At 67.5% G+C, this 13,447-nt stretch carries 15 protein-coding genes; 2 read left to right on the top strand and 13 right to left on the bottom strand.

Annotation, left to right across the window (positions count from 1 at the left end):
• Positions 1-2: 2 nt before the first annotated feature.
• From J6500_RS08000 to J6500_RS08045, 10 genes are all read right to left on the bottom strand, one after another.
• The gene (locus J6500_RS08000; RefSeq protein WP_225712143.1) at positions 3-725 is read right to left on the bottom strand and encodes a hypothetical protein; all 723 of its coding nucleotides are present in this window, start codon (positions 723-725) and stop codon (positions 3-5) included.
• 109 nt (positions 726-834) lie between these two features.
• Entirely contained in the window at positions 835-1,395 is a 561-nt protein-coding gene (gene gspM / locus J6500_RS08005) for a type II secretion system protein GspM (RefSeq protein WP_225712144.1), read from the bottom strand.
• Positions 1,392-2,447 carry a PilN domain-containing protein gene (locus J6500_RS08010; protein WP_225712145.1) on the bottom strand — a complete coding sequence of 352 codons (1,056 nt, stop codon included), beginning with the start codon at positions 2,445-2,447 and terminating at the stop codon, positions 1,392-1,394. The genes gspM and J6500_RS08010 overlap by 4 nt, the downstream gene beginning before the upstream one ends.
• Before the next feature lie 2 nt (positions 2,448-2,449).
• Complete coding sequence (locus tag J6500_RS08015; RefSeq protein WP_225712146.1) at positions 2,450-3,379, bottom strand: type II secretion system minor pseudopilin; 930 nt, start codon at positions 3,377-3,379, stop codon at positions 2,450-2,452.
• Positions 3,376-4,098: a prepilin-type N-terminal cleavage/methylation domain-containing protein gene (locus J6500_RS08020; RefSeq protein ID WP_225712147.1), complete on the bottom strand. Its 723-nt coding sequence runs from the start codon at positions 4,096-4,098 to the stop codon at positions 3,376-3,378. Before J6500_RS08020 ends, J6500_RS08015 begins: the two co-directional genes overlap by 4 nt.
• Complete coding sequence (locus J6500_RS08025; protein WP_225712148.1) at positions 4,095-4,496, bottom strand: prepilin-type N-terminal cleavage/methylation domain-containing protein; 402 nt, start codon at positions 4,494-4,496, stop codon at positions 4,095-4,097. The genes J6500_RS08020 and J6500_RS08025 overlap by 4 nt, the downstream gene beginning before the upstream one ends.
• Positions 4,468-4,968, bottom strand: coding sequence for a prepilin-type N-terminal cleavage/methylation domain-containing protein (locus tag J6500_RS08030; RefSeq protein ID WP_225712149.1), 501 nt, complete (start codon positions 4,966-4,968; stop codon positions 4,468-4,470). Before J6500_RS08030 ends, J6500_RS08025 begins: the two co-directional genes overlap by 29 nt.
• Positions 4,931-5,386: a type II secretion system major pseudopilin GspG gene (gspG, locus tag J6500_RS08035; RefSeq protein WP_225712150.1), complete on the bottom strand. Its 456-nt coding sequence runs from the start codon at positions 5,384-5,386 to the stop codon at positions 4,931-4,933. The genes J6500_RS08030 and gspG overlap by 38 nt, the downstream gene beginning before the upstream one ends.
• Before the next feature lie 10 nt (positions 5,387-5,396).
• Positions 5,397-6,608 carry a type II secretion system F family protein gene (locus tag J6500_RS08040; RefSeq protein ID WP_225712151.1) on the bottom strand — a complete coding sequence of 404 codons (1,212 nt, stop codon included), beginning with the start codon at positions 6,606-6,608 and terminating at the stop codon, positions 5,397-5,399.
• A gap of 4 nt (positions 6,609-6,612) precedes the next feature.
• On the bottom strand, positions 6,613-8,301 hold the full coding sequence (locus tag J6500_RS08045) for a GspE/PulE family protein (protein WP_225712299.1): 1,689 nt from the start codon (positions 8,299-8,301) through the stop codon (positions 6,613-6,615).
• A gap of 185 nt (positions 8,302-8,486) precedes the next feature.
• Here J6500_RS08045 and gspD point away from each other — a divergent pair, with 185 nt between their 5' ends.
• Entirely contained in the window at positions 8,487-10,814 is a 2,328-nt protein-coding gene (gspD, locus tag J6500_RS08050) for a type II secretion system secretin GspD (RefSeq protein ID WP_446479908.1), read from the top strand.
• A 191-nt stretch (positions 10,815-11,005) separates the two neighbouring features.
• On the opposite strand, the gene J6500_RS08055 is transcribed toward gspD, so the two are convergent.
• Positions 11,006-11,497, bottom strand: coding sequence for a tetratricopeptide repeat protein (locus J6500_RS08055; RefSeq protein ID WP_225712153.1), 492 nt, complete (start codon positions 11,495-11,497; stop codon positions 11,006-11,008).
• Between the two features lie 227 nt (positions 11,498-11,724).
• Between J6500_RS08055 and J6500_RS08060 the strand changes: the two genes are divergently transcribed.
• Positions 11,725-12,051, top strand: coding sequence for a hypothetical protein (locus J6500_RS08060; protein WP_225712154.1), 327 nt, complete (start codon positions 11,725-11,727; stop codon positions 12,049-12,051).
• A gap of 313 nt (positions 12,052-12,364) precedes the next feature.
• On the opposite strand, the gene J6500_RS08065 is transcribed toward J6500_RS08060, so the two are convergent.
• A complete protein-coding gene (locus J6500_RS08065; RefSeq protein ID WP_225712155.1) occupies positions 12,365-12,889 on the bottom strand; it encodes a DUF8737 domain-containing protein in 525 nt (174 codons plus the stop codon).
• Positions 12,890-12,899: 10 nt separating this feature from the next.
• Complete coding sequence (locus J6500_RS08070) at positions 12,900-13,316, bottom strand: hypothetical protein (protein ID WP_225712156.1); 417 nt, start codon at positions 13,314-13,316, stop codon at positions 12,900-12,902.
• Positions 13,317-13,447: the final 131 nt, after the last annotated feature.

Consider the following 13,447-nt stretch of genomic DNA (forward strand, 5'->3'; position numbering starts at 1 on the left):
GCTCAGAGCCCGTCCGACTCGCCGTTCTTCGGTGTCGAACGCGGGACGAACGGCGCGTAGGAGCCAACCGTGCCAGCCACCGGCTGCGGCGGCAGCGGTGGCATCGGGGGGAGACCGCCGACGGACGGCGGCAGACCGCCAGCGGACGGCGCGGCCGCGGCCTCCGGGCGCTGCAGTGCCAGAACCTCGCTGCGGCCGGCCTTCCTGAAGGTGACTTCCCGGCCCTGCACGGTGCTGAGCTGCCAGCCTTCGTGGGTGTCGCCCTGGCGCAGGCGAATCGTCTTTTGCGTCGTATTGTCGAGAAACACCGCGATCGCATCGCCGTCGCCGACCACCGCGCCAATCAGCGCAAGCCCTGGACGCTCCGGTTCCATCGGGGCCGGCGGCGGAGCGGCAGCGGGCTCGGCCGGCAGTCCGACCACGGCGCGCTGCGGCGGCCGCCGCGAGGCCGAGAACAACGGCCGTGCCACCGTCGCTGATAGCGCCGACAGCGGCACCGACCACAGCGGGTTGCCGCTGGGCAGTGTCTTGACCGGTTCCCTGCTCGGCGGCGGCGCCAATGGCTTCAGACCGCCGACATCGACGGAATCGGAGCCGTCGGTGGCCCGGTCGGCCGGCAGCACATCCAGCGACGACGTCGCGGCCCTGAGCTGCGCCGACACGCCCATCGACAGCATGGCGCCCGCCAGCAGCACAAGACGCGAGAATTTGGGCCACCTGAGCATTCTGATCCAGACACCTATGCGGCGACATCGCAACGCCGGCCAGCAGCCTATCCGCCGCGGCCCGTTCCATCAACCGGACGCAGCGCGCTCTGCATCGGCCGCAGGCGATTCACTTCCCGCCCTGCCACTGGCCCGAAACGCCGAGCACAACGCGGATGCGGCCGGTGCCGGTTTCGCTGGCCGCGGTGAGCTGCGGCACCTGCACGTCGAGCTGATCGACGAACAGATAGGGCATGCCGACCTCGAGATCATAGAGCAGCTTCTGCAGCGACGGCTGCTCCATCTCGCAGCTGACGACGAGCCCGACGAAGCCGTCCTTCGCCTGCGTGCCGAGCACGTCGACCTGCGAGGACTGCACGGTGCCGCCGACATTGCCGATCGCGCTTGCGACCCGCTGCAGCAGCGCGGCACCGGCGACCGTCACGGTCGGTCCCTCGAGGAACGGCGTCCCCGGATGTTCCGCAGACAGCGCCGCGCCGCGCGGCTTGCGCCCGCGCAACTGCTCGAGCAGATCGGAGCTCTGCGCCAGCGTGCGCTGATGGTCGAGGATGTCGCCGATCGAAAGCGCGCTCGTGGTCACGAGCAGGCCGAGCGCGGCGAGATAGAGCACCACCGCGATCAGCGGCGACTGCGCCAGCGTGCGTGTCACGATATTGCCGCTGGCGCTCATGGCGCCACCGCGCCAAGGGTATTCTTCGGCTCCACCCGCGCCTCGATATGGAAGCGCTCGCCGGGATCGGACGGCGCCCGCGTGGTCGGCGCGTAGAATGTCGCGCGGGTGAAGTGCTGCGACTGCTCGATCAGCGGAATCAGCGACGGCGCATCGCTGGTGATGCCGGAGATTTGCAGCTTGTTGCCGGCGAGGCGCAGCTCGGTGACATAGGTGTGGTCGGGCAGCACCCGGCTCAGCGTCTCCAGCACGATGACGCTCGCCGGCGTCTCGTATTTGCGCCGCTCCAGCGCCGCCACCGGCGAGCGGTCGCCGCCATCGGCGCCGGCGCGGATCGCCGCGCGCCGTGCCGAGATCTGCCGCGCCACCTCCTCCTCCTGCCCGCCGAGGCTGCTGGCAACATAGGCGGAGGCTGCGGCCGACAGCACCGCGGCCACGGCGGTAATGCCGAGCACCAGTTGCAGCCCCCGGCCGAGCCTCGCCGCGTCGAGATGGCCGCGCGCGCTCTGCTCGAACACCTTGACGCGCGCCGCATGGCCCTCGACGTCGGTCAGGATCGCAACCTCCGACGGGTGGAACGCGGCGATCGCCTGGGCGTAGGTCGTCGCGACCTTGCGCGTGGTCGCGGCGATCATGGTGCTGATGGCATCGCTGCCGGCGGCGACCGGCGCGGTGCAGCCGAACACCGCATCAGCCGCGCTCCACGGCGTCAGGCGGTCGATCTGCGCGCGCACGATGCCCTCGAGGAAGTCAGCCGCGCGGGCCGGCAACTCCAGCGGCCGAAACAGGAAGCGCTTCGGCTGCAGCACGATCTCGACGCGCTTGCCGCGGAACAGCGGACCGAGGTCGGGCCCCGACAGCGCGCCGTCGGCATAGGCGATGCGCGACGGCGCGTTGTCGGTCTTGCCCGCCGCCTCGACCGCAAAGCCGCCGTCGTCGGCCTCGACCAGGCGGATCACGCGCGGCGAGACCAGGCGGCCGGCACCCGCGATAATCGCCTGCGCGACGCTGCCGGTCCACGCGCTCAGAATCGCTCGGAGGGTCGAAACCATGGTCATCGCCTGGAAGCCCTTTGCGGTGCCGTGCTGCCGTCGGAAGTGTTGCGCCACGACAATACACGATAGGGCTCGTCGCCGCTTTCGAGAAGCAGGATCACCGCCTCGCTGCTGCGCCGGCGTCCGTCGCCGAGCTCGGCATCGACGCTGACGCGATAGGCCCGCGCGGAGGCCAGCGTCGTGCCCTCGCCGCCGGTCATGCCGATCAGACTGCGCGGGTCGAGCGCGGGATCGCCGCGCTGCGTCAGCACCGCCTGCAACGCTTCGGGCGTCATGTTCGGCAGCGCCGCCAGCACCTGCGGCGCGGCATCGCGGACGTTGACCTCGGCGACATTGCTGAACACCGTCACGAAGGGCAGCATGCGCTCGATCACCGCCGACGGGATGCCGCGGACCAACCACAGCTCCTCGGGCGCGGGGAACGGTGCGTGGCGCGGTGCATAGGGACTGCCGGAGGTCTTGTAGAACACCGTCTCGGGGTCGCTGTCGCCGAGCTCGGTCGGCGCCCGCCACGCCAGGATGCGGTCGGCATAGGCGGCGGCATTGTCCGCGCTGACGCCGAGTCCAGCCATCAGGCCCGCCAACAGCCCCTTCGAGGCGACATTGAGGTCGACGCGGGCCGCCTCCGAGCGGAAGGTCACGAACACCCGGCCCGGCCCGACCTTGGCATTGAAGGTTCCGCTGCTCGGGCGCGCGGCCTCGCTATAGCCGGAGAGCTGCAAGGCAGTGAGCTCCAGGCCGGCGGTCACCATCGCCTCGGCTTGGACCCGGTCGGTGCTGCCGGCGATCACGATCGCGGTGTTGGTGACATAGGTCAGATAGATCAGCACGAGGCCCGCGAGCGCGGCGAGGATCCACAGCACCGCGATCACGATGAAGCCGCGCTGCGATGTCTCGATCCGGACTGTCTCGCGCGGTGCCGCCGTCACAGCTGCTCTTCCTTCTTGCCGGCCGCCGGATTGGCCCGTGCCGCGAGGCAGGCCACGGCGTTCTTGGCACGCGCACATTCGGCCGGCGCATTGACATGCACGATCGCGGCGCTCGACACCGCAAGCACCTGCCCCGTGCCGGCGTCGCGCACGGAGACGCGCACCATGTTCGGCAATTGCACCTGGTCGCGCCAAGTCGGCTGCCAGACCTGGTCGGGCCCGGCATAGGCGAAGCTGACGCGGAACGGCGCGCGGACCAGCACCACCTGGTCGACGAAGCGGATCTGCGCATCTGCCGGCATCGGCGCGAACGGCGCGCGCTCGCGCACCAGCGCTAGCCCGTCGGCGTCGGCCTTCTCGATCAGTCGGATGATCTCGAGGCCGGGGCGCGTATTGGGCCCGACCGCGGTGCGCACGAAGGTGACCGCGAGCTCGTTGCCCTCGAACAGCGGCCGCTTGCCGTCGCCGCTCATCGGCACCATCTCGGCGACCGACAGATCGGCCAGTGCGCGCTCCATCCCAATTGCCAGCTTCTCGGCGCGCTGGACGCGGGCCATGCCCCGGTTCCAGTTCGGCAGCCATTGCGCGGTCACGGTGGCGAGCGCGGCGAGGATCACCGTCATCAGCAGCGTCGCCAGCAGCACCTCGAGCAGCGTGAAGCCGGACTCATCGCGCCACCGGGCCCGTTGCGACTGACGCCGTGACCGCCGCGCGCTCATTCGGGAGCCCTCGGCACCAGCCGCACCGTCGTGACCTGGATCTGCGCCCCGCCCGGTCCCTGCATGCGCAGGTTGACCGCGAGCGGCACGAACCGGCTCGGCGGCGCATCCGCCGCGGCATTGATCGGCGCGACGTCGATGCGCCAGCGATGGCCGGCGAGCGTGCCGGTCTGCCGTCCCACCTTCAGCGCGCCGCGCGGCGGCAGCCCGGCCAGCACCGTCTCGGCGGCGCCGCTCAGCGCCAGCTTCTGGTCGATCGCGCGGGTGCCCTGCACCGTGGTGCCGATCACCGCGCCGATCGCGCCGAGCACGGCCGCGATTATCGCCAGCGCCACCAGCGCCTCGATCAGCGTAAAACCGCGCTCGCCGTCAGAGCAGCTTTTGCTTGCGGGCGACAATATCGACCCCTCCGGTCAGCCAGTTGACGCGAATTTCGTAGCCCATGCCGGGCCGCGCCAGCGCGATGGTGCCGCCGCAAGACATCCCCGACGGAAAGAAATCGATCGACCGGCCGGCCGGCCGGTCCGCGCAGCGCGAGGCCAGCGTGGTGTCGACGGTGACGTCGCCGGGGAAGCGAACGACGCGCCCGGTGGCGCCGGAGCGGATCGCGCGCTGCTCCGCATCCACCAGCGTCGCGATCTGGACGTTCCTGCGCAGCGCGGCGCTGCGGTCGGCCTTGAGCAGGGCCGCGGTCGCGACCGCATAGCTCTCCAGCCGCGCCCGCGTGGTGGCGCGCGGCAGCGACGGCAGGATGATCGCGGCGAGCAGCCCGATGATCGCGAGCACGCAGAGGATCTCGATCAGCGCGAAGCCGGCCTCGCGCCGCCCGGCGTCAGCGCGCGGCGCTGGTGATGTCAGCTGCCGTGCCACTGCCGCCTTCCTGGCCGTCCGATCCCAGCGAGATGATGTCGTAGGGCGCGCGTTCGCCCGGCGTGCGGTAGATGTAGCTGTGACCCCAGGGATCGTTCGGGACGACGCCGCCGCGCAGATACGGCCCGTTCCAGCCGGGCGCATTGTTGCTGCGGGTCAGCGCGGCGAGGCCCTCATTGCTGCTCGGATAGCGCCCGAGGTCGAGATAATACAGATCGAGCGCGCTGGAGAAGCTCTCGATCTGGATCTTCGCCGCCTTCGACTTAGACTCGCCGAGATAGTTCAGCACCCGCGGCCCGACCAGCGCCATGATCAGGCCGATGATGGTGATGACGACGAGCATCTCGACCAGCGTGAAGCCGGCCTCGGAGTTGCGCCGGCGCGGCGCCGGCCGTCTGATCCGCAAATGTTTCCTCATGGCAACAACCTCAACCAACAATCTGGCTGACCGACATCAGCGCAGTCATCACAGACACGATCAATCCGCCGACCACGACGCTGATCACGATGATCGCCGCGGGGCCGGCGATGCCGACCACCCGGTCCAGCGTGCGCTGCAGCTTGGCCTCGTAGAATTCCGCGACCCGGCCGGCCAGCATCGGCAATTGGCCGGTCTCGTCGCCGAGCCGCAGCATGCGCACCGCCATCGACGGGAGTGCATCGGTGTCGCCCAGCGCCTCCGACAGTTTCGCGCCGTGCCGGACGCGGTCGGTGGCGTCGGTCCACACCGTGGTCGATCCGACCGACGCCATCATGTCGATCAGGATGCGCAGCGTCGTCGTCAGGTTCACACCGCTGCCGAGCAGCAGGCCGAGATTACGACAGAACAGCGCGGTCCGGTAATATTTCATCACCTCGCGGATCGCCGGCAGCCGGGTCAGCGCCGACAGCAGCGTGTGCCGCACCCGCTGCTGCCGCAGCAGCAGCCACGCGGCCGCGATGACGGCGGCAAGACCCGCCATCACCGCATCCGAATTGGCCCGCAGCAGGGTCGAGAGCGTGAGGAAGCCCGCGATGAACGGATCGACCTTGGCGCCGAAATCCTGCAGCACGCTGGCAAATTGCGGCAGCACGAAGGTGAGGAAGAACAGCAATACGCAGCTTGCGGCGCCCAGCACGAACAGCGGATAGCGCACGGCATCGCCGAGCCGGCGCTTCAGCGCCTCGGTGCGGGTGCGCTCGTCGGCCAGCACCTCGAGCACGTGATCGAGCGAGCCGGAGGCCTCGCCGACCCGGATCAGCGCGACATACATCGGCGGGAACAGGCCCTGGTGCCGGATCAGCGCGTCGGCGAAGCTTTCGCCGGCCATCACGCGCGAGCGGACGTCGGCGACTACCGGCCGCAGCCGGCCGAAATCGCGGTCGGCAGCCAGCAGCTCGAGCGCGTCGTTGATCCGCGCCCCGGCGCGCAGCAACAGCGCGAGGTCGCGGGTGAAGATGGTGACGTCCTCGGCCCGTGGCGCGTTGAACAGGCTGAAGGCGCGCCGCGCGGTGCCGCCCTCTTCCAGCGTGACGTTGTCGACCAGCACGAGGCCGAGCCGCTCGATCCTGGCCGCGACATCGCCGGGCGCGGGCGCGGCAATCGCGCCCGAGACCAGCTCGCCGTCGGAATTCATCGCGCGGTAGCGATAGTTCGGCATCACATCACCGGATCGTCGTGACGCGGAACACCTCGGGCACGGTGGTCACGCCGGCGCGGCATTTGGCGACCGCGTCGGCCAGCATCGTGGTCATGCCACCGGCGATCGCCGCCTGGTCGATCGCATGCGAATCGGTCTGCGGTCCGACCAGCTTGCGCACGTCGTCGGTCATCTCGAGGATCTCGAACACGCCGTTGCGGCCGCGATAACCGGTGCCGCCGCAGCGCTCGCAGCCGCCGGCCTCGTGCACCACCTCACCGGCCGCAAAGCCGATCACCGCAAAGCGCGGATCGTTGTCGAGATCGGCGGTGGACAGCGTATGTGGCACCTTGCAGCGGTCGCACAGCACGCGCACCAGCCGCTGCGCCAGCACCGCGCGCAGCACTGAGCGCAGCAAAAATCCTTCGACGCCGAGATCGATCAGCCGCGGCACCGCGGCGGCCGCCGTCTCGGTGTGCAGCGTGGTCAGCACGAGATGGCCGGTCAGCGCCGCATGGACCGCGATATGCGCGGTCTCGGCGTCGCGGATTTCGCCGACCATGATCACGTCGGGATCCTGGCGGACGAAGGAGCGCATCGCCGAGGCGAAGGTCAGCCCGATCGACGGCTTGACTTGCGACTGGTTGATGCCGGGAATCTCGTATTCGACCGGGTCCTCGATGGTCAGGATCTTGCGGGTCGGCTCGTTGAGGATCGAGAGCATCGTCGCCAGCGTCGTGGTCTTGCCGCTGCCGGTCGGGCCGGTCACCACGATCATGCCGTGCGGCAGCGTCAAGAGCCGCGACATGGTCTTCTCGTCGCGTGCGAAGAACCCGAGCTTGCTCATCTCGAGCAAGCCGCGGTCGCGCGGCAGCAGGCGGATCACCGCGCTCTCGCCGGCCTGGGTCGGCATGGTCGCGACGCGGACGTCGAGCTCGGCGCGGCTGACGCGGACGCGCGCCGCGCCGTCCTGCGGCAACCGCCGCTCCGCGATGTTGAGGCCGGCGAGAATCTTGACCCGCGAGATCAGCGCCTGCGGCGGCACACCCGACGGCGACGGGACTGCACGCAGCAACCCGTCGACGCGCATGCGCACGACGAGGCCGGTGCGGAACGGCTCGATGTGAATGTCGCTGGCGCGCAGCTCGACGGCGCGCTCGAGCAGATCGTTGAGTGCGCGCACCACCGGCGCGCCGCTGGCGAGATCGCGCAGGCTCTCGATGTCATCGTCGGATTGCAGGCTCGCCGCCTTCGCGCCCTCATCCGCGCCGGCGCCGTCGGCCTCCATGCGCTGGTCGAGCACGGTGGTGATGTCCTCGAACGACGCCACCGCCAGTTCGACCGGCTCGCCGAACACGATCTCGGCGGCGCGAATGGCGGCGGTGTCGGAGGGATCGGCGACCGCGATGCGATAGCCACCGTTCGGCGCACGGAACGGAAAGATCGTGGACTCCCGCAGGAAGCGCCGCGAGAAGCCGTCGAGACAAGGTGTCGCAGCGAGCAGCTGTGGCAGACCGAGCCGCACCACGCCGAAATAGTCGGAAACCTCGTCGGCGAACTCGGCGGCGGAAAGATCGCTCGCTTCCCACAATTCCCGCAGCGCACGCGTCAGGGTTGAGTTCGCCGGATGTTCGACGCGATTACGCACACGTGCCGGCATGGCGTATTTGTCGAGGAGATGCTGCCGGAAGGTCTCTGCGGACAGCTCGCGCATCGGAGTCCAGCCGCTCACCTTGTCACCTGGGATGCAACAGCCTTTGCGTGCAGCAACACGGCGCTTGACTCTTCTAGTAGCAAAAACATAATCGTGACGCAAATTTAGCAGGCGTTCGAGCCGAGGGGTCGGACGTTTTTTCAGTATCAACTGTAGTACTGGGTAGGCGTCTTTTGTTCAAAGTGGTGCACCCGCTTTCGCGCCTGCGTTCAGGGTTGACTGGAACGCTCGTTCTGTTTTTGTCCGCGTTCGGTCTGACCGCCTGCATCGTCACCGCCGACCAATCGATCGAGACCAATCCGAAGGATCCTCGCGCGCAGGATATCGCCGAGAAAGTGAATTCGATCGATTTGTTGCCCCGGCAAACTACGGATACGCCGGCGAGCGGCCTGCGCCAGCAGAACGCCTCACGCTCCGCCATCTATCTCAGCGATGGAACCACGCCCGCCGGCGGCGCAGCGGCCGAGCGCGAAGGCGGCGGTAACGGCTACGACCTCAACTTCGAGAACGCTCCAGTCGCGACGGTCGCAAAGGTCATCCTTGGTGACGTATTGAACGTCGGCTACACGATCGATCCGCGGGTGCAGGGCACGGTGACGCTGGCCTCGGTCCGCCCGGTGCCGAAGGCCGACGCGATCTATGTGCTGGAGAACGCGCTCAAGATGTCCGGCGTCGCGCTGGTGCGCGACCGCGGCGGCTATCGCCTGCTGCCCGCGGCAGAGGCCGGCCCGGGCAGCGTCGACCGCAACGGCACCGCCGAAGCCGGCCAGGGCATCAGCGTGGTGCCGCTGCGCTACGTCTCGGCGCAGACCATGTTCAAGCTGCTCGACGGCTTCGGCGTCAAGGCGACCACGCTGCGGCCTGACAACGGGCGCAACACGCTGATCGTCACCGGCAGTGGGTCTGAGCGTGCCTCGGCGATCGACACCATCCTCAGCTTCGACGCCGACTGGATGCGCGGACAGTCGGTCGGCATCTTCCCGGTGCGCAACTCCTCGCCCGAGCCGCTGATATCAGAGCTCGAGAAGATCATGGACACCGGCGAGGGCGGGCTCAGCTCCAGCGTCGTCAAGTTCCAGGCGATCGGCCGCCTCAACGCGATCCTCGTGGTCAGCCAGAAGCCGGAATATCTCAAGCGCGCCGGCACCTGGATCACGCGGCTCGACCGCTCGGACACCGAGGCGGTCAACCTGAAATCCTATCCGCTGCGCTACGGCAATTCGCGCGTCGTGGTGGCGATGCTGAACGAGATGCTGGTGGCGCCGTCGAGCGGCGCCTCGTCCGGCCTGTTCGATAATGGCACAACCCAGATCGCGCCGGGTTCGGGCGTCTCGCTGTCCTCGTCGGGCACCAGCCCGATCGCCTCGCTCAGCGCGATGCCGACGGCGGCGTCCGGCGCGTCGACGCCGGTCACCGGCCCAGGCGGCACGCCGCTGAATGCGCGCCCCGCTCCGGCGACGGCGGGCACCGATCAGCAGTCGGGCAGCGCGGCGACGACGTCGGGCGCCAAGTCGCCGAGCGGGCCGAGCTTCCTGCCCAATGTCCGCATCACCGCTGACGTTACCAACAACGCCGTGCTGGTCTATGCCAACGCGGAGTCGCAGCGCATCGTCGAGCAGACCATCCGCCAGATCGACCGGCCGCAGCGCCAGATCGCGATCGAGGCGACGATCGCCGAGGTCACGCTGAACAACGATCTGAACTACGGCGTGCAGTTCTTCCTGGCGAGCAAGCAGGGCTCGATGGTCAACACCCTCTCGAACGGGTCCAGCACCGGCACGAACTCGGTCGAGCCGCCGAACAATGCGGTGAACGCCGCGGCCGGCGCCCTGATGGGACGCGTGCTGCCCGGCTTCAATCTGCTGGTCGGCGCCGAGAACTCGCCGCGCGTCATCCTCGACGCGCTGCACGGCGTCACCGACGTCAAGGTGCTGTCCAATCCGTCGCTGGTCGTGCTCGACAACCAGCCGGCCACCCTGCAGGTCGGTGACCAGGTGCCCTATTCGACCGGCACCGCGACAGTGCTGACCGCCAACAACACCGTGGTCAATACCATCGACTACAAGAACACCGGCATCATCCTGCGCGTGCTGCCGCGCGCCAACGCCAACGGCAACATCGTGCTCGACATCGAGCAGGAAATCTCCAGCGTCGCCAATGCCGGCCTCAACGGCCTGACGCCGACCATCTCGCAGCGGCGCGTCAAGAGCTCGATCGCGGTGACCTCGGGCCAGACCGTGCTGCTCGCCGGCCTGATCAGCGAGAGCGAGACCAAGGGGCGGCAGGGCATTCCGGTGCTCGACCAGATCCCCGGCGTCGGCGACGCCTTCTCGCACCAGACCAACAACCGCAAGCGGACCGAGCTCATCCTGTTCATCCGCCCGACACTGGTCAGGGACAGCGTCGATGCGCATGTGATCGCCGAGCAGATGCGTAGCAAGATGAACAGCCGCCTGGTCGGGACCAGCAGTCCCGTCGTCGTGGTGCCCCCGCCCGGCGCCCCGCTGCGCTAGTTGAGTCCGGGCCAAGCGACTTCACCGCAGACTGGGTACACCTCTCCCGCTTGCGCGGGTCGAGACAAAGGAAGTTTGCCGTCTTCCGCGGCCGCAACGGCCTCGGCATGGTCGACGTCAAGCTCTCTGGCGTCGCCGCGGCCTGGTTGATAGCCGGCGATCTGGCTCGGCTGAGCCAAAAGCGCTGACGCTCAGTGCTCCCGGATCGGCGCCCATTCCAGCGCCCGCAGCCGCGCCTGGGCGATCTCGCCGCGCGACATCTTGCTGGTGACGGCATCGCGGATCAGCTGGCGCGCCTGGCGTGTCCGCGGCGGTGCGGCGGCCACCGAGAGATTGAGCCATTTGCTGGCTTCCACGACATCGCGCGGCACGCCCTGCCCGCGATCGTAGAGCAGGCCGAGGGAATATTGGGCGAGGCTGTCGCCCTGCTCGGCGGCGCGGCGATACCACATCGCGGCTTCGGTGTAATTCTGCGGCACGCCGCGGCCGTTCTCGAACAGGAAGCCGAGATAGGTCTGCGCGATCGGGTTGCCGCGTTCGGCCTGCGGAATGAAGATGCGCGACGCGCGCTGGTAGTCCTGCCGGTTGAACGCCGCGACACCCTGGCGCATCGACTGCGCCGATGCCGGCGTCACGGTCAGCAGCATCAGCACGACTGCAGCGAAGGCAGACCAGGCTCGCAACCGGGCGCAATCCGGCACAGGCGGAACCGGGTCATGTCCGCACTTGCTGCTCTCGGTATTTGTCATGCTGCCTGCCCGCCCGTTGTGTGGTGCGAGATTATTCCGCCGCAGGCCGGGAATCCATAGCCGAACGCATCGTCATCATCGCGCGATGTCCCATGGTGGCGGCAGGAACCAGTGCATCGGTGAACCGTTGTCGCAAATTCCTCATACAGCTGGAGAACAGCATGACCGTGAGAACCATGGCAACGAGCTGCGCAGCACTCATCCTGAGCGCCGGCATCGCGCAGGCCGGTCCGTGCAATATGGCCGACAAGGACGCCGGGTCCGGCCCCACACCCGGGCACACCGGCCAGACCGTCGGCAGCACGGCATCGCGCACTGGCGAGCATCCGCCGACGAGCACAATGGATCGCACCACCGGCGACGCCGCGGCATCGTCCCAGGATGCCCAGAAGCAGATGCAGGGACAGCCGACGGCCGCGCAGCAGGCCCAAGGCATGCAAGGCACCCAAAGCGCGCCACCCCAGCAGGGCGCCGGCAACGATTGTTGAGAGAGGCCTGGGCCGTAGACGGGGAAGCTGAGATCTAAACGCCAGCTGTCCCAGCGCTTGCCGTGCGCGCCAGTCGTCCCACAACCCCTCTCCGTCGCTCCGGGGGCGCGCCACTTGGCGCGAGCCCGGAATGACGTGGGGATTGCGGCGCAATTAGCGTGAGGACGACGAGACTAGGCCGTGTACCTATTAACTTGGCAGCCCATGTGACTGGTGACTGCGTCCGCTTTGCTCCTATAGCGACCAAGTTCGTGCGGCAGCGCAATATGTCGCGATGGCCACAAACCTGAAGTCACACGGGACCCCAAGATACTTAGGTACGAGCCCGCCCAGGGGCCATTGAACCTTGTTCAGTTTGTTTGATTTTCAACAGAAGGAGAAAACTCAGAACGTGACTGACAAGCAGCAAGGGGACGTAAAGTGCGGGGACATAGATCCCGGCACCCATGAGACCCGGATCTCTGAGCTGCGTGGCTCCCATGTAGTACGCGTTCAAAAGATCGATCGTGCCCCAGATATTGAACAGCCAGACGACTGGAATGGCGATTGACCAACGCCAAGAGAGAGCTGCCATCGAAAGAACTGCAAGGACCGCAGCAATGAAATCACCCCATGCGACTTTGCTGGCGAAATCGAAACTTACTTCCGGAGACACAAATCCAGTCACCAAGAAGTTCATTCCAAGAAATCTGAACGCGTGAAAGGCCGCAATTAATCGTAAAGCTTCGAACTGCGGCAACGTGCGCATAAACGGCCAGACATAGATGTAGGCGACTGCTGAACTCGCCAGGAAGGCGCCGACAACGCTTAGGACGAAAGGCAGATTGATGGCTGGCATCCTTGGCTCCTTATTGTTGCGGGCGCTCCGGACCGGCCAGGAGCAACCGAAGTGGCAACAGGGGCCCGATTGCGATGTACTCGTGGTCGACGAGGCGCTGTTTGGCTAACGGGAGATCCTCCATGATCGCGTGCGCTTCCGCGACATCTTTGGTATCGAGCAGGAAGACAGCACCGCGGCCATCGGCACGCGAGAACCATTCACGGATTTTTCCACCGACGTAGAGCTGCACGGTCTGTCGGACTTCGGTCGGCATGACGGCCATCACTTGTTCGCGCGTAACGTCGGCCTTAGCCGTGAGGATGACCATGACCCCGGTTGTTAAGGGAGAGGCGCTTTGTGTTTGGGCAATGGATGCTTCCGTCATGGCAAGGGCACCTATGAAAGTGAGGGTGAGTGCGAGGGCGGCGTTCAAGACTGGCTTCATCGGCTCTCGGGCTCCGACTGTGGCGGGCTGCCTCAGTACAGTTGTAAGCACGACAAGCCGGCATTGGATTCAGCTGCCTGCGTGCGTCTGCGAAACCTAAGACACCTTTCCGTCTTTCACTATCCGCTATA

Origin of the sequence: Bradyrhizobium semiaridum, assembly GCF_020329505.1 — a bacterium.
GTDB classification, from domain to species: Bacteria; Pseudomonadota; Alphaproteobacteria; order Rhizobiales; family Xanthobacteraceae; genus Bradyrhizobium; species Bradyrhizobium semiaridum.